Source organism: Shinella sp. JR1-6 (assembly GCF_004284735.1).
Classification (GTDB): Bacteria; Pseudomonadota; Alphaproteobacteria; order Rhizobiales; family Rhizobiaceae; genus Shinella.
The window spans coordinates 213,800-229,981 of sequence record NZ_SHMI01000001.1 but is presented as its reverse complement, the minus strand read 5'-3'; the positions used below and the strand labels follow the sequence as shown (position 1 = coordinate 229,981).

The window sequence follows — 16,182 nt, the reverse complement described above, 5'->3', positions numbered from 1 at the left end:
ACGGGCCAAACCATGAGCACTTCCGCAACCGCCTCCGGCGTTCGCGTACGCATCGCACCCTCCCCGACCGGCGAGCCGCATGTCGGCACTGCCTATATCGCGCTGTTCAACTATCTTTTCGCCAAGAAGAACAACGGCACCTTCATCCTGCGCATCGAGGATACGGACGCGACGCGCTCCACGCCCGAATTCGAGCAGAAGGTGCTGGACGCGCTGAAATGGTGCGGCCTGGAATGGTCCGAAGGCCCGGATATCGGCGGTCCCTACGGCCCCTACCGCCAGTCCGACCGCAAGGAGATCTATCGTCCTTTCGTCGACAAGATTGTCGCGAACGGCCACGGCTTCAAGTGTTTCTGCACGCCCGAGCGGCTGGCGGAAATGCGCGAAGCACAGCGCGCCGCCGGCAAGCCGCCGAAGTATGACGGCCTTTGCCTGCATCTTTCGGCCGAAGAGGTGACCAAGCGCGTCGAAGCCGGCGAGCCGCATGTCGTGCGCATGAAGATCCCGACCGAGGGCTCCTGCAAGTTCGTCGACGGCGTCTACGGCCCGGTTGAAATCCCGTGGGATGCCGTGGACATGCAGGTCCTGCTCAAGGCCGACGGCATGCCGACCTATCACATGGCGAACGTCGTCGACGACCACCTGATGAAGATCACGCATGTCGCGCGCGGCGAGGAATGGCTCGCCTCCGTGCCGAAGCACATCCTCATCTACCAGTATCTCGGGCTCGAGCCGCCGGTTTTCATGCACCTGTCGCTGATGCGCAATCACGACAAGTCGAAGCTGTCGAAACGCAAGAACCCGACCTCGATCTCCTACTATTCCGCGCTCGGCTACCTGCCGGAAGCGCTGATGAACTTCCTCGGCCTGTTCTTCATCCAGATCGCCGAAGGTGAAGAGCTGCTGACCATGGATCAGCTCGCCGAAAAGTTCGACCCGGAAAACCTCTCCAAGGCCGGCGCGATCTTCGACATCCAGAAGCTCGACTGGCTGAACGGCCGGTGGCTGCGCGAGCAGCTTTCGGAGGAAGAGTTCGTCCAGCGCGTGCTGTCCTGGGCGATGGAGAACGACCGCGTCCGCCAGGGCCTGAAGCTCTCGCAATCGCGCATCTCCAAGCTCGGCGAACTGCCCGACCTTGCCGGCTTCCTGCTGAAGTCCGATCTCGGCCTGACGCCGGAGGCCTTTGCCAAGGTGAAATCGACGCCGGAAGAAATCCTCGAAGTGCTCAATCAGGTCCAACCCGACCTCGAAAAGATGCCGGAATGGACCGTCGAGAGCATCGAAGCGGAACTGCGCGCCAGCGCCGACAGGCTCGGCAAGAAGCTGAAGGTCGTGGTCGCCCCGCTCTTCGTCGCCGTCTCCGGCTCGTCGCGCTCGCTGCCGCTGTTCGATTCGATGGCTATCCTCGGCCGCTCCGTCGTGCGCCAGCGCCTGAAGGTGGCCGCGCAGGTGGTCGCCGCGATGGCCGGCAGTGGAAAGTAAGGAAGCAACAACAATGAACGAGAAGACAGAAACCGCCCTTTCCTCGGACCCGACGGAAGTCCGCCGCCAGAAGCTCGACCAGCTGCGCCAGACCATCGGCGACGTCTATCCGGCGCATTTCCACCGGACGATGACCAATGCCGAGCTTGCGGCGAAATACGAGACGCTGGAACTCGACACCGAGAGCGGCGACGTCGTGACGGTCGCCGGCCGCGTCTATTCCTCGCGCAACTCCGGTATGTTCATGGATATCCATGACGCCTCGGGCAAGATCCAGATCTTCAGCCACAAGGACACCACGCCGGAAGAGGCGCGCGCCCTGCTGCCGATGATCGACATCGGCGACATCATCGGTGTGACGGGCGTCGTGCGCCGCACCAAGCGCGGCGAGCTGACGATCAACGCGCAAGAGATCGTCATGCTGACGAAGACCCTCTTGCCGATGCCGGAAAAGTGGCATGGCGTGGCGGATGTCGAAATCCGCTATCGCAAGCGCCATCTCGACATCATGACCAACGAGGAATCCAAGCTCCGCTTCCAGCAGCGTTCGAAGATCGTCTCGGGCATCCGCCGCTTCATGGAAAACGACGGCTTCATGGAAGTCGAGACGCCTATGCTGCACTCCGTCTATGGCGGCGCGACGGCCGAGCCCTTCAAGACGCACCACAACACGCTGAAGCTCGACATGTTCCTGCGCATCGCGCCGGAACTGTTCCTGAAGCGCACACTGGTCTCGGGCCTGACCGACAAGGTGTTCGAGATCAACCGCAACTTCCGCAATGAGGGCGTATCGACCCGGCACAATCCCGAATTCACGATGATGGAGTGCTACTGGGCCTATGCCGACTACGAGGACATCATGGACCTCGTGGAGCGCCTCTTCGCCGAGCTGGCAGTCAAGATCCACGGCTCGACAGAATTCGCCTATGGCGACAAGGAACTCTCCTTCAAGGGTCCGTTCAAGCGCGTGCCGATGCCTGACGCCGTCAAGGAAGCGACCGGCATCGACTTCCTCGCCATCAAGACCGACGAGGAGGCCCGCGCCGCCGCCAAGGCAGCCGGCTTTGAAGTCGAAAAGGACTGGACCTGGGGCGAATGCCTTGCCTTCATCTTTGAAGAGAAGGTCGAGCCGACGCTGATCCAGCCCTCGCATGTCACGCATTTCCCGAAGGACATCTCGCCCTTCGCCAAGGAAGTACCGGGCGAACCGCGCCTCGTCGAGCGTTTCGAGACCTACTGCAACACCTGGGAACTCGGCAACGCCTTCTCCGAGCTCAATGACCCCGAAGAGCAGCGCGCCCGCATGGTCGAGCAGCTCGAACAGGCCCATGCGCGTGGTGAGAAGTCCAAGCAGCTCGACGACGAGTTCCTCGACGCCATCGACCAGGGCATGCCGCCGGCCGGCGGCCTCGGCATCGGCGTCGATCGCCTGATCATGTTGCTCACCAACGCACCGTCGATCCGCGACGTCATCCTCTTCCCGGCGCGCCGCGCGAAGAGCGACTGAGCACCGACGCTGCACCAGCCTTCCACCCTTAAAAAGCGCTCCCCGCGGGGCGCTTTTTTGTTGCGTGGCAGCGCCGCACAGCACCAGCCACACACAAGCCATCGCCGCGAGAATGGGCGGACTTACGTGTGCCCATGGGTTCGTCACAGGCTGTTTCGGAACGTATCAAGCACGCGCGCTGCCACCACCGAGGATAGACATGACGAACTACAGCGCCCATATCAACGAAGACGTGCTCCGGACCTGGTTTTCGGCGAAAACCCTTGCGGATCCTCAACTGGCACGGTTCATCGAAACCCATGACCTGCAGAAGATAAAGCCGACGTTCAAGGATATCTGCAACCGCCTGTTCGGTTGCGACAATCCCTATCATGCCTATCGGCCGGAGCTCCTGCCTTCACCGATGTCCTATACCCCGCATATCGGCCCGGCGACGCTGGGCGCGATAGAGGCTGCACTTGGCCGCCGACCCAGCTTCGGCCTGGAGGTCGGCAGCTTCATCGGCAGCAGCGCAACGATCCTCGGTTCCTGGCTGCGTGAAACCGGTGGAACCCTGATGTGCATCGACACCTGGTGCGGCGACATCAACATGTGGCTTCTCGGGAATTTTTCGGGAACCATGCGGAAGATGGACGGAAATCCGGTCATCTTCGACCATTTCATGAACGCGATGTTCAACAACGGCCTCACCGAAACGGTCGTGCCGTTCCGCGTTTCCTCGATCGTTGCCGCCAGAACCCTCAAGGTCCTCAACTACGACATCGATTTCGTCTATCTCGACTCCGCCCACGAATGCGGCGAGACCTTCCTCGAACTGTCTCTGTACTACGACCTTCTTCCGCAGGGCGGCGTCATCATCGGCGATGACTACCTGATGTTCCCCGCGGTCAAGCACGACGTCGATCTGTTCTGCAAGATCAACAACCTCCAGCTGAACTTCACAGGGGAAGGCGATACCTGGCTGATCCAGAAGCCGGTACACGTCGAAACGGCGGCCGTCGTCGAGGCGGTAGCGGAAGACGCCTGAGAGGCACCGCCACGGCACAGGCCTTGAACGGCCGCTGATCTTCAGTGGCTGCTTGCCGCGACCTCGTGTGTGCCGCCCTCCGCGGCGGCCGCACTTTCCGCCGGAGCACCGTCGCCGGCCCCCTCTTTCGCCTCGCCACCAATCGCAGCCGTCTCGGTGCCATCAACAGCACTCGGATCGACGCAATCCGCGCGGTCTTCCATCGCAGTCACGATGACCTTGATCTCATCCAGCGAAAGTTCCTTGCGTTCGCCGTAGAATTCACCGTTGCCCGCCGGCTGCCCGGTCGTGTAGCGCGCGACGAACGGCGCCGCCATGCCGGGAATGGCGGCAGGATTGCGCGCGAAAAGCACCTCGGCACCGATGGCCCGACCACGCATGTCGGCCCGGTTCACTGGACCGGCGGCATCGAGCAGGATGACCTGGTAGAGATCGGCTTCCTCATTGTTGGACACGGCGCCGGCGACGCGCAACGCCGTCTTGATGCGCACATCCCCATCCTTGGCGTCCGAGCGCACATATTTACGCAACCATTGCTGGCCATTCCTATCGAGGCGAACGGTGGACACCGTCGTGCAGACGGCGCCCGACACCTGTTCTGCCGGTGGCCCGAGCAGCGCATCGCGCCCGACAAAAATCGCGGCCGCCCCTGAGGCACCCGTCAACACGACGATGCCGGTGACGATGATCAGAAGCTTCCGGGACAAGCGGAAGGAGGTCGGAAGGAACTTCACGGGCGATGGTCTTCTCTTAAAACGCAGGAACACGAACGCGCCGAGAGCGCGCGAACTGCCCGCACTCTACAGGCCGTGCGTTTCGGAAGTTTTAAACGCGGGGCGTCCGATTTCGGGACGCTGTTGCGAATGATTTGCAATTGCGTTGACAGAAGCAAAAACAGCCCTATAGTTTAATGCAACTCATTCGCAAAAGCACATCAGGAGAACCGATGCTCCGCCGTTCATTTCATGCCCTTCTTCTCAGCCTGCCGCTCCTTGGTGCGGCCCCTGCTTTTTCCCCCGCCTTCGCCCAGGAAAAACCGAAGGTCGTCACGACCTTCACCATCATCGCCGACATCGCAGCGAATGTGGCGGGCGATGCCGCCGTGGTCGAATCCATCACCAAGCCCGGCGCCGAGATCCACAACTACCAGCCGACCCCGCGCGACATCCTGAAGGCACAGGACGCCAAGCTGGTTTTGTGGAACGGGCTGAACCTCGAACTCTGGTTCCAGAAATTCCTCGCCAATCTCGGCGACGTGCCGAACGTTACCGTCAGCGACGGCATCGAGCCGATGAGCATCGTGCAGGGCCCCTATGAGGGCAAGCCGAACCCGCATGCCTGGATGTCGCCGGCCAATGCGCTCGTCTATGTCGAGAACATCCGCAAGGCACTGGTCGCGCTCGATCCCGCCAATGCCGCGACCTACGATGCCAATGCCAAGGCCTATAGCGCCAAGATCACGGCACTCGGCGCAGAGATGAAGGCGAAGATCGACGCATTGCCGGAAGAAAAGCGCTGGCTCGTCACCAGCGAAGGCGCCTTCAGCTATCTCACCCGCGATTTCGGCCTGAAGGAACTCTTCCTCTGGCCGATCAACGCCGACCAGCAGGGCACGCCCAAGCAGGTGAAGGCGGTGATCGACGCGGTGCGCGAACACAACATCCATGTTGTCTTCTCCGAAAGCACCGTTTCCGCCGACCCGGCAAAACAGGTCGCCGCCGAAACGGGCGCAGCCTATGGCGGCGTGCTCTATGTCGACTCGCTGAGCGAGGTGGATGGCCCCGTGCCGACCTATCTCGATCTCCTGCGCGTCACATCGGAGACCATCGTGAAGGGTCTGTCACAATGATGATGGGCGGCAGGCCGAAGAAGGTGGACGGCATTCGCGCCGAGGACGTGACCGTCACCTACCGCAACGGCCACACGGCGCTGATGCATGCCAGCTTCTCCGTGCCGAAGGGTACGATCACCGCCCTTGTCGGCGTCAACGGCGCCGGCAAGTCCACGCTCTTCAAGGCGATCATGGGCTTCGTGCCGGTCGCCGCCGGCAGGGTGACGATCCTCGGCCTCTCGGTGAAGGAGGCGCTGAAGAAGAACCTCGTCGCCTATGTGCCGCAGGCGGAAGAGGTCGACTGGACCTTTCCCGTGCTCGTCGAGGACGTCGTGATGATGGGCCGCTACGGCCACATGAACTGGCTGCGCATCCCGACGAAACGCGACCACGAGATGATCGACGAGGCCCTTGCCCGCGTGAACATGACCGCCTTCCGCAAGCGCCAGATCGGCGAGCTCTCGGGCGGACAGAGAAAACGCGTCTTCCTTGCCCGCGCGCTCGCACAGGAAGGCCAGGTGATCCTCCTCGACGAACCCTTCACCGGCGTCGATGTGAGAACCGAGGAGCAGATCGTCGAACTGCTCGGCAAGCTGCGCGACGAAGGCCGCGTCATGCTGGTCTCCACGCACAATCTCGGCAGCGTTCCCGATTTCTGCGACCGCACCGTCTTCGTGAAAGGCACCGTCATCGCCTCCGGCCCGACGGCCGAGACCTTTACCGAAGCCAATCTCGAGCGTGCCTTCGGCGGCGTGCTGCGCCACTTCATCCTCGGGGGCCACGACCTGCACGACGACGAGGACAAGCGCTCCGTCAAGGTCATCACCGACGACGAGCGCCCCTTCGTCATCTACGGCGAGCGCGACACGGAGAAGACACCGTGATCGACATGCTCCTCGAGCCTTTCGGCTACGGCTACATGGTGAATGCCATGTGGGTGAGTGCACTGGTCGGCTGCATCTGCGGCTTCCTTTCCGCCTATCTCATGCTGAAGGGCTGGTCGCTGATCGGCGACGCGCTCTCCCATTCCATCGTGCCCGGCGTTGCCGGTGCCTACATGCTGGGCCTGCCCTTTGCAGCCGGCGCCTTTCTTTCTGGCGGGCTTGCCGCCGCCGCGATGCTCTTCCTCAACCGCAAGACGCGATTGAAGGAAGACGCCATCATCGGCATGATCTTCTCCTCGTTCTTCGGCCTCGGCCTCTTCATGGTCTCGCTCGCCCCGACCCCGGTGAACATCCAGACCATCGTGCTCGGCAATATCCTCGCCGTCAGCCCGGAGGATACGATCCAGCTCGCCATCATCGGCGTCGTTACGCTCGTCATCCTGCTCTTGAAGTGGAAGGACCTGATGGTCACCTTCTTCGACGAAAGCCATGCCCGCTCGATCGGCCTCAATCCGACAGGCCTGAAGATCCTGTTCTTCACGCTGCTCAGCGCCTCGACGGTCGCAGCCATGCAGACGGTCGGCGCCTTTCTGGTCATCGCCATGGTGGTGACGCCGGGCGCGACCGCCTATCTGCTGACAGACCGCTTCCAGCGGCTGATCACGATCGCCGCCGCGCTGGGCGCCGGCACCAGCTTCGTCGGCGCCTATATCTCCTATTTTCTCGACGGTGCGACGGGCGGTATCATCGTCGTGCTGCAGACGGCGATCTTCCTTGCCGCCTTCCTCTTCGCACCGAAACACGGCCTTCTTGCCGCGCGCCGCAGGAGCCGCCGCGCGCTTGAAACCCTGGGGGCCAAGCAGCCATGAACGAGACCCTCGAACTCGCAATCATGCCCTTCCAGCTCGCCTTCATGCAGAACGCCTTTCTGGTGACACTGATGATCGCGGTGCCGATGGCGCTGCTCTCCTGCTATCTCGTGCTGAAGGGCTGGTCGCTGATGGGCGATGCGGTCTCGCATGCCGTTCTGCCGGGCGTCGTCATCGCCTATGTCGTGGGCCTGCCCTTCGCGACAGGTGCTTTCGTCGCGGGCCTGTTCTGCGCCCTTTCGGCCGGCTATCTCAAGGACAACAGCCGGGTGAAGGAGGACACCATCCTCGGCATCGTCTTTTCCGGCATGTTCGCACTCGGCCTTGTTCTCTATGTGAAGATCCAGCCGGATATCCATCTCGACCACATCCTCTTCGGTGACATGCTCGGCATCGCCACGTCCGATCTCGTGGAAACGGCGGCGATCGCAGCGGCCGCGACGGCCTTCATCCTTCTCTTCCGCAAGGACCTCCTGGTGCATGCCTTCGACAGACAGCACGCCTCGGCCATCGGCCTGCCGGTGAAACTGCTGCATTACGGTCTGCTCGCCGTTCTGTCCCTCGTCGTCGTCGGTGCGCTGAAGGCGGTCGGCATCATCCTCGCCATCGCCATGCTGGTCGCGCCGGGCGCCATCGCCACCCTCGTCACACGGCGCTTTCCGAGCATGCTCATGGTTGCCGTCGCCGTCGCCCTTGGTGCCACCTTCTTCGGGATCTGGCTGAGCTTCCTCATCGACAGCGCCCCGGCCCCGACCATCGTGCTGCTGATGACCATCCTCTTCATACTCGCCTTCCTGTGGCAGGTGCTCCAGAGCCGTAAACCGGCACAGGAGGCCGGAAAACAGGCCTGAACGGCCACGGTTTGCGGCTCAGTCGACAGCCGTGCGCTTTCCGTCTATCGTCCGCCGCAATCCGCCGTTCCTGCTTCGCGGGCGGCGGCGCAACGAACGAAAACAACACACAACGGGACGGCATGGCGCATATCGGTATCGTCGGCGGCGGCCTCATGGGCTGCGCCACAGCGCTCAATCTCTTGGAACAGGGCCACAGCGTCACCATTCTCGAGCGCGATGCCGGCGGCCTGCCGGCGTCCGTCGGAAATGCGGGCATCCTGGCCGTGCCGGAAATCGATCCGCTCGCCCGGCTCGACATGCTGCTCTCGGTGCCGAAATGGCTGCTCGATCCGCTGGGGCCTTTGGCCCTGCGCTGGCAGGACCTGCCGGCGCTCACCCCCTGGCTGATCCGTTTCCTTCTCTCCGCCCGCGCCGGCAAGGCTGCGGAAAGCCGCATGGCGCTGCTCCACCTGATGAAGTCGGCGGAAGCCGATCATGCCCGCCTCGGCGCGATGGCCGGCATCTCCGGCCATATGCGCGACACGGGTGCGCTGACGGTCTTCGACAGCGTGGCAGCACGTGACAAGGCGTTTGCACACGAGATAGAGAATGCCAGGCTGCTCGGCTGCAACGTCGAGACGCTGGATGTGGCGGAAGCCCGTCGCCGCGTGCCGGCACTTTCCGGTCCCTTCGCCGGCGCCACCTTCAACGATGGATACAAGACCTTCGAATATCCGCTAACCTTCCTGCGGCGGCTGCAGGCGCTGCTGCGCGAACGGGCGGCGCTGATCGACGCCACCGTGTCGCGGGTCGCCCGCACGGGGAGCGGCATCTCCGTGACGACCGAAGGCGGCCGGACCTTCACCTTCGATCGCCTTGCCATTACCGCGGGCGTCTGGTCGCGCCGCTTCGTCGCCGATCTCGGGCTGAAAGTGTTGCTCGAGACCGAACGCGGCTACAATACCACGTTCATGAACCCGTCGACGGTACTCGAAATGCCGGTCTTCTTCTCCGAGCACGGCTTCGTGGCGACGCCTTTCGAAAATGCGCTGCGCATCGGCGGTGCCGTGGAACTTGCCTCGCCGGACGCACCCGCAAACTACAAGCGCGCCGCCGCCATGCGCCGGAAGATGCGCCGCTATGTCCCTGATCTTCAGGAGGAAGGCGGCACCGAATGGATGGGGCGGCGCCCTTCCACTCCGGATTCAGTACCCGTCATCAGCCTGCACCCGGGCGATCCGCGCATCGCCTTCGCCTTCGGCCATGGTCATCTCGGCCTCACGCTTTCCGCAACGACGGGCCGCCATGTGGCGCGCCTGCTCGCGGGCGAAGGCGAAAGCGCACTTGCCCCCTTCTCCATCGCCCGCTTCCAGTAGGCGCGCGATCACAAGAAGCCCCATAAGAACAACAAGAAAGAGATACACCATGCACAAGGTTATTTTCGATACGGACCCCGGCGTCGACGACGCGATGGCGCTGCTGTTCCTGCACAATCATCCCGGGATCGACCTCATCGGCATCACCACTGTCTTCGGCAATGCCGCCATCGAGACCACGACACGCAACGCGCTGTTCCTGAAGCGCGAATGGGGCATTGCGGCCCCCGTCGCCCGCGGCGACGGCAAGACCTACAACCCGATGCGCAACCCGATCGACTGGCCGGTGATGATCCATGGTCATGACGGGCTCGGCAATATCGACGTGCCCGACACGATCGACCTGCCACTCGACCCGCGCCCGGCGCACCGCTTCATCATCGAGACGGTGCGGGCCAATCCCGGCGAAGTGACGCTCATCGCCGTCGGCCGCATGTCGAACCTTGCCTATGCGCTGAAGGAAGACCCCGGTATCGCAGGCCTCGTCAAGCAGGTCATCATCATGGGCGGCGCCTTCGACGTTCCCGGCAACATCACACCGGCGGCGGAAGCCAACATCCACGGCGATCCGGAAGCCGCCGACGCGGTGATGGCGGCACCGTGGAAGGTCGTGGTCGTCGGCCTCGACGTGACGATGAAGACCGTGATGACCCGCAGGCGCCTTGCCGAACTCACCGAGAGGAACGGCACGCACCTGAAGTTGCTCTCCGACATCTCGCAGTTCTACATCGACTTCTACGGCCAGCACGTGAAGGACGAGGGCATGGTGGTGCATGACAGCTGCGCCTGCATCTACCTCGTCGCGCCGGAGCTCTTCGCCACACGCCCCGGCGCCATCCGCGTCGTCGCCGGCGGCATTGCCGACGGTCAGACGATCCAGAAGCCGGATGCCCGCACGTTCCCGCCCGGCAACTGGGACGATCTGCCGAGCCAGCATGCCTGCATCGGCATCGATGCGGAAAAGGTGATGGCCCTGCTCGACGAGACGCTCGTGCGATAGGACGGAGCAGCCGGCCGGGGACTACCGCCCGCCGGCTCGTTCCTGCCACCAGCGCAGCACACGCAACGCCCTCAGCGTGATCCAGCGTGAGGGCTTTCCCACCTCTTCCATCTCGAACCATACCGGTCCTTTCAGCTGCCAGTCGAGCGGCCAGGTACCGTCTTCCGGCTGCCGGGAGCGAAGATGATCGATGGCCTCGCCAAGCCTGAAATCCGGGGGTGTGCCGTCCACCAGGGAAGCCGCGCGAAAATAGTCGAGCCCGCGCAGAAGATCGTAGCGCCAGCGGTACGGGTGGAGGAAGACCAGATAGCGCATATCGGCCGGCGCGCCGCTGCCCAGACGGCGAAAGAGGCCCCGTTTCAAGAGATGTTCTTCACCGGCCGAGCGCGCAGCACGCGTTCCCGGCATTGCGCCCACGGCGGTTTCGTATTCCAGAAGACCTTCCAGCACATTGATCGTAGAATGGAAGGAAGAACGGTGCGAGCCGTTGCAGCGCTCGCAGTTCCAGCCGCCATCCGGCTGCCGCTCGCCGAGAAGACGCGCGACAATCGGTGAGACATCGACGCCGAAATAGGCACCCGTGATCACCGTTCGCCCGTTGATGCACTCCTCCACCTCGCCTTCCCAATAGGGCTGTCCATCATGATCCCAGCGTGAATTGCGTCCGATGAGGTCGACCGTTCGCCGTGCCCGTTCACTCGATGGATCGAGGCCGAAATCGTAGAGTTGCTGGAGCGAGAAGCAGGTGGCGGTCCAGGCCTGGCCGAATTCACGCCATTTCTCTTCGGTGTAGTTCGCCGGCAGGAAGGCGCCGCCGGCCCATTGCCCGTCCTCATCCTGGTGGGAGAGAAGTCTTGCACCCCAACCTTCGGTCTCCACCCGCGCACGCTCGGCCCGCCATTCCACCTCCGGCACGTCGAGAAGATCGCGCATCACCTGCCAGCGGATCGCGGGATCCGAAGCAAGAAGCCAGTCGATGACGGAGCTGGTGGACGCCATGCGGCAAGCCTACCAGCCCTGCTTGTGTCTGGCTATTGCGCCGCCGCCGGCAACTGCCAGTCGATCGGCTGGCGTCCGTGCTGCTCAAGAAAGGCATTCGCCTTGGAGAACGGCCGCGAGCCGAGAAAACCGTTATGGGCAGACAGCGGCGAAGGATGGGCGGACCGCAGGACGAGGTGACGATCCCGGTCGACGAAAGCCGCCTTCTTCTGGGCATAGGAGCCCCAGAGGATGAACACAACGGGCTTTTCCTGCTCGTTGACAGCGCGGATGACCGCATCGGTGAACCGTTCCCAGCCACGCCCCTGGTGCGAGGCCGCGCGGCCCATCTCCACGGTCAGCACGCTGTTCAAGAGCAGGACGCCCTGCTTGGCCCAATGCTCCAGAAATCCGTGGCGGGCCGGCGGGATACCGAGGTCCTCCTGCATTTCCTTGTAGATGTTGACCAGCGATGGCGGGGTGCGCACGCCCGGCTGCACGGAAAAGCAGAGCCCGTGCGCCTGCCCCTCGCCGTGATAGGGATCCTGCCCGAGGATGACGACGCGCACATCTGCAAGCGGCGTCAGGTCAAGGGCCCGGAAGTACTCCGACCCCTTGGGGAAGATGCGCCGTCCTGCCTCTTTCTGCTCCAGCAGGAAGGCCCTGAGGTCGGCCATGTAGGGGCTGGAGAACTCCGCCGCCAAAGGCGCCTTCCAGCTTTCCCCCACCTTTACTTCACCCGCTGCCATCGCCTGCTCCCGCCAAACTTTTCGAGAAAGCGGAGCTTAGCGCCTGACGACGGCGAGAACCGGCCGCAAGGCCAGTCATCCACAGCTAATCTTGCCCGACGCCAAGCACGGACATCAGGTTTTTCATGCGTGCAGCGGCGAGGTCCGGCCTGTCGAGCACGTTGGCCCGGTCGGCCAGGCGGAAGACTTCGGCATAATGCAGAAGGCCCCGGGCCGACTGCATGCCATCAGGCATGGTGAAATGGTCCTGGTGACCGTTCAGCCAGGCGAGGAAGACGACGCCCGCCTTGTAGTACGGTGTCGGCGCCTCGAAGATCCTGCGCGAAAGCGGGACCGTCGGCGCGATGACGGCGCGAAAGGTGGCAACATCGCCAGCCGCAAGCGCTGCAAGCGCCTTGGAAGCCTGCGGCGCCACCGCATCGAAGATGCCAAGCAGGGCGTGACTGTATCTCTGCCCGTCCCCCTCGATCAGTTCGGCGTAATTGAAGTCGTCGCCCGTAAAGCAGAGAACGCCCTCGGGCAACCGATTGCGCAGCGCCACCTCACAGGCATTGTCGAGCAGCGAAATCTTGATGCCCTCGACCTTGTCGCGGTTCTCGGCGATGATCGACAGGACCGTTTCCAGCGCCGGCTCGAAAGTCCCGGAACCCCAATAACCGGCAAGCTGCGGGTCGAACATGTCGCCCAGCCAGTGCAACACGACCTTGTCCTTCGCCTGGCCGAGAATATGGCCGTAGACCCTGCGGTAATCGTCCGGCGAGGCCGCCAGGCGGGCGAGTGCCCGGCTCGCCATCATAATGGCACGGCCGCCGTGTTTTTCCACGAAACCGACCTGCTCCTCATAGGCCCGAATCACGTCGTCCAGCGAACGGGCATCGGCGGGGTTGAGGTGATCTGTGCCCGCACCGCAGGCAAGATCGGCACCCGGCACGGTCTTCGCCTCGGCGAGCGAGCGGCGGATCAGCTCCTGCGCGCCGGCCCAGTCGAGCCCCATGCCGCGCTGCGCCGTGTCCATCGCCTCGGCGATCCTGAAGCCGAGCGACCAGAGGTGATGCCGGAACGCCATCGTACGCTCCCAGTCGATGGCCGGCGCCTCCCAGGGCCGCGCATCGCGGCGCGGATCGGAAACCACATGGGCCGCCGCATAGGCGATGCGGCTGAAGGTCGGCACAACGGAGGGGCGCGGAAGCGGCGTCCCGACAAGATCGTAGCGGGAAAGGCCGCCATCCGGCAGCGGCAGGGTAAGGCTGATCGGCATGAAATCCTCCCGAGGTTTTTCAGGGCAATAATTTAGATCGTTCCAAATTTCAAGATGGATTTTTTGAACGGTCGGTCGCCGCAGTCGAGCAGATTCGGATGAATTTAAAGATTCGGCCCTTTGACTTCCCTCTCGACAACGCCAAAAACAACCGAGAACTATCGAAAATCAGTCTGAAACAGCAATATCAGCGCGATCTGATAAGAATGCGAACAATCCAGAAGGCATCCAAAAACAGTCACCGCAGAGCCGACGCCAACGCGCTTGACAAATTTGGAACGATCCAATTATGCTGCATCAACAAACAGCGAAAACGATCGCCGCGCAGGGAGGAAGACCGTGAATAAGAGCCGGGTGACCGTCGTCGATATTGCACGCGCCGCCGGCGTGTCGAAGTCGACCGTCTCGCTCGTCCTGCAGGCAAGCCCCCTGGTGAACGAGGTGACCCGCGCCAAGGTGAACGCCGTCATTCGCGACCTCGGTTACGTCTACAATCGCGGCGCGGCGAACCTGCGCCAGTCCGCCTCCTCGCGGATCATCGGCATCATCGTCAACGACCTCACCAATTCCTTCTTCGCCGAGCTTGCTGTCGGCATGGACATGGTCATGCAATCGGCCGGCTACGTGCAGTTCCTGTCGAATTCGGCTGAGAGCGTCGACCGCCAGCGCGAGGTTATCGCCTCGATGCGCGAACACGGCATTGCCGGCCTCATCCTGTCGCCGGCCCGCGGCACGGAGGCGGCCGATCTGAAACCGCTCGCCGCCAGCGGCATCCCGGTCGTCGCCGTGGTGCGCAACGTCATCGGCGCCAAGGTCTCGACGCTGTTCTCCGACAATTATTCCGGCGCAAAGGATGCCGTCCGGCACCTCGTCTCGCTCGGCCATACCCACATCGCCTTCCTCGGCGGCATCGCCAACACGACGGTCTTCGCCGAGCGCGTCGAAGGCTGGCGGGATGCCCTTGCCGAAGCAGGACTTGCAGCGCCGGACCGGCTCGTCATCAGCACGGCGGCCTCGCGCGCCGGCGGCGTCGCCGCCATCGAACGCGCGCTGCTGCTGCCCGAAGCGCCGACCGCCGCGCTGTGCTTCAACGACGCGGCCGCCTTCGGCGTCTGCGACGGCCTGCGTGCCGCCGGCAAGGAGCCCGGCCGCGACTTCGCCGTCGTCGGCTTCGACGACGTGATCGAGGCCCAGACCGCCGTGCCGGCGCTGACGACGGTATCCGTCGACCCCCAGGGCATGGGCCGGCGCGCCGCGCAACTCTTGCTGAAACAGATCAATGCCGGCCGGGTGGAACCCGAGACCATCGTCAGCTCCGTGCGCCTCGTCGTGCGCCAGAGCTGCGGCGCCGGCCAGACGGACAGGACGAGGAGGATTTCCGCATGACACGGTGGGGTTTGGTCGGCGCCAGCACGATCGCGAAGGAATGGGTGATCGGCGCGATCCGCGCGACGGGCGGCGATGTCGTATCCGTGATGAGCACGAGCGCCGAGCGAGGCCGCACCTATGCGGACGAACAGCGCATCGCAAAGTCGGTCACGACGCTCGCCGATCTGCTTGACGATCCGGAGATCGACGCCGTCTACATCTCGACGACGAACGAACTGCACCGCGACCAGGCCCTCGCCGCAGCGAAGGCGGGCAAGCACATCCTGTGCGAAAAGCCGCTTGCCCTCTCGCTCGACGACGCCCGCGCCATGATCGCGGCAGCCAAGGCGTCCGGCGTGGTGCTCGCGACGAACCACCACCTGCGCAATGCTGCGACGCACCGGGCGATGCGCGATGCCATCAAGGCCGGGCGCATCGGCAAGCCGCTGTCAGCCCGCGTCTTCCACGCCGTTTACCTCCCGCCGCACCTGCAGGGCTGGCGGCTCGACAAGCCGGAGGCCGGCGGCGGCGTCATCCTCGACATCACCGTGCACGACGCCGATACCCTGCGCTTCGTGCTCGACGACGATCCGGCGGAAGCCGTCGCCTTCTCGCAGGCTGGCGGCATGGGCAAGGCAGGACTGGAGGATGCGGTGATGGGCGTGCTGCGCTTCCGCTCCGGCACGATCGCGCAGTTCCACGACGGCTTCACCACGAAATTCGCGGAAACCGGCCTAGAAGTCCATGGCACGGAAGGCTCGCTGATCGGCCGCAACGTCATGACGCAGCGCCCCACCGGCACGGTGACGCTGCGCAGTGCAGATGGCGAGCACGACCTGCCGCTCGACCACCGCAATCTCTATGAGACCACCCTTGCCGCCTTCCACGCCGCCATTGCCGGCAAGGGAACGCCATCGGCCACCGGCGAGGACGGTATCTGGTCGCTGGCAACAGGCCTTGCCGTCGTCGAAGCGGCGCGCACGGGCCATGCGGTCCGCATCGAGCCGGGATTGTAAGACC

At 63.6% G+C, this 16,182-nt stretch carries 15 protein-coding genes; 11 read left to right on the top strand and 4 right to left on the bottom strand.

The window, feature by feature from the left end:
* Positions 1–12 precede the first annotated feature (12 nt).
* The 3 genes from gltX (at position 13) to EXZ48_RS01055 (ending at position 4,016) form a co-directional block, all read left to right on the top strand.
* Complete coding sequence (gltX, locus tag EXZ48_RS01065) at positions 13–1,482, top strand: glutamate--tRNA ligase (protein WP_130514050.1); 1,470 nt, start codon at positions 13–15, stop codon at positions 1,480–1,482.
* 13 nt (positions 1,483–1,495) lie between these two features.
* Positions 1,496–2,989: a lysine--tRNA ligase gene (lysS, locus tag EXZ48_RS01060; protein ID WP_050743739.1), complete on the top strand. Its 1,494-nt coding sequence runs from the start codon at positions 1,496–1,498 to the stop codon at positions 2,987–2,989.
* Between the two features lie 199 nt (positions 2,990–3,188).
* A complete protein-coding gene (locus EXZ48_RS01055; RefSeq protein ID WP_050743738.1) occupies positions 3,189–4,016 on the top strand; it encodes a class I SAM-dependent methyltransferase in 828 nt (275 codons plus the stop codon).
* 41 nt (positions 4,017–4,057) lie between these two features.
* Here the strand turns inward: EXZ48_RS01055 and EXZ48_RS01050 are convergent, their stop codons facing one another.
* Positions 4,058–4,750, bottom strand: coding sequence for a hypothetical protein (locus tag EXZ48_RS01050; RefSeq protein ID WP_023517021.1), 693 nt, complete (start codon positions 4,748–4,750; stop codon positions 4,058–4,060).
* 212 nt (positions 4,751–4,962) lie between these two features.
* Here EXZ48_RS01050 and EXZ48_RS01045 point away from each other — a divergent pair, with 212 nt between their 5' ends.
* From EXZ48_RS01045 to EXZ48_RS01020, 6 genes are all read left to right on the top strand, one after another.
* Positions 4,963–5,865: a metal ABC transporter substrate-binding protein gene (locus EXZ48_RS01045; protein WP_050743737.1), complete on the top strand. Its 903-nt coding sequence runs from the start codon at positions 4,963–4,965 to the stop codon at positions 5,863–5,865.
* On the top strand, positions 5,862–6,731 hold the full coding sequence (locus tag EXZ48_RS01040) for a manganese/iron ABC transporter ATP-binding protein (protein ID WP_305850132.1): 870 nt from the start codon (positions 5,862–5,864) through the stop codon (positions 6,729–6,731). The genes EXZ48_RS01045 and EXZ48_RS01040 overlap by 4 nt, the downstream gene beginning before the upstream one ends.
* Positions 6,728–7,600 (top strand): metal ABC transporter permease, encoded by an 873-nt coding sequence (locus EXZ48_RS01035; RefSeq protein WP_024270914.1) that lies wholly within the window; start codon positions 6,728–6,730, stop codon positions 7,598–7,600. The genes EXZ48_RS01040 and EXZ48_RS01035 overlap by 4 nt, the downstream gene beginning before the upstream one ends.
* On the top strand, positions 7,597–8,451 hold the full coding sequence (locus tag EXZ48_RS01030) for a metal ABC transporter permease (protein WP_023514776.1): 855 nt from the start codon (positions 7,597–7,599) through the stop codon (positions 8,449–8,451). Before EXZ48_RS01035 ends, EXZ48_RS01030 begins: the two co-directional genes overlap by 4 nt.
* Before the next feature lie 122 nt (positions 8,452–8,573).
* A complete protein-coding gene (locus EXZ48_RS01025; protein WP_130514049.1) occupies positions 8,574–9,809 on the top strand; it encodes an FAD-binding oxidoreductase in 1,236 nt (411 codons plus the stop codon).
* Between the two features lie 49 nt (positions 9,810–9,858).
* Complete coding sequence (locus EXZ48_RS01020) at positions 9,859–10,809, top strand: nucleoside hydrolase (RefSeq protein WP_130514048.1); 951 nt, start codon at positions 9,859–9,861, stop codon at positions 10,807–10,809.
* Positions 10,810–10,830: 21 nt separating this feature from the next.
* On the opposite strand, the gene EXZ48_RS01015 is transcribed toward EXZ48_RS01020, so the two are convergent.
* From EXZ48_RS01015 to EXZ48_RS01005, 3 genes are all read right to left on the bottom strand, one after another.
* The gene (locus EXZ48_RS01015; RefSeq protein ID WP_130514047.1) at positions 10,831–11,808 is read right to left on the bottom strand and encodes a squalene cyclase; all 978 of its coding nucleotides are present in this window, start codon (positions 11,806–11,808) and stop codon (positions 10,831–10,833) included.
* A 32-nt stretch (positions 11,809–11,840) separates the two neighbouring features.
* Entirely contained in the window at positions 11,841–12,536 is a 696-nt protein-coding gene (gene ung, locus EXZ48_RS01010) for a uracil-DNA glycosylase (RefSeq protein ID WP_023514780.1), read from the bottom strand.
* Positions 12,537–12,621: 85 nt separating this feature from the next.
* The gene (locus tag EXZ48_RS01005; RefSeq protein WP_130514046.1) at positions 12,622–13,794 is read right to left on the bottom strand and encodes a dihydrodipicolinate synthase family protein; all 1,173 of its coding nucleotides are present in this window, start codon (positions 13,792–13,794) and stop codon (positions 12,622–12,624) included.
* 339 nt (positions 13,795–14,133) lie between these two features.
* Between EXZ48_RS01005 and EXZ48_RS01000 the strand changes: the two genes are divergently transcribed.
* Both EXZ48_RS01000 and EXZ48_RS00995 read left to right on the top strand, forming a co-directional pair.
* Entirely contained in the window at positions 14,134–15,180 is a 1,047-nt protein-coding gene (locus EXZ48_RS01000) for a LacI family DNA-binding transcriptional regulator (RefSeq protein ID WP_130514045.1), read from the top strand.
* Positions 15,177–16,178, top strand: coding sequence for a Gfo/Idh/MocA family protein (locus tag EXZ48_RS00995; protein WP_130514044.1), 1,002 nt, complete (start codon positions 15,177–15,179; stop codon positions 16,176–16,178). Before EXZ48_RS01000 ends, EXZ48_RS00995 begins: the two co-directional genes overlap by 4 nt.
* The last annotated feature ends 4 nt before the right edge of the window (positions 16,179–16,182 follow it).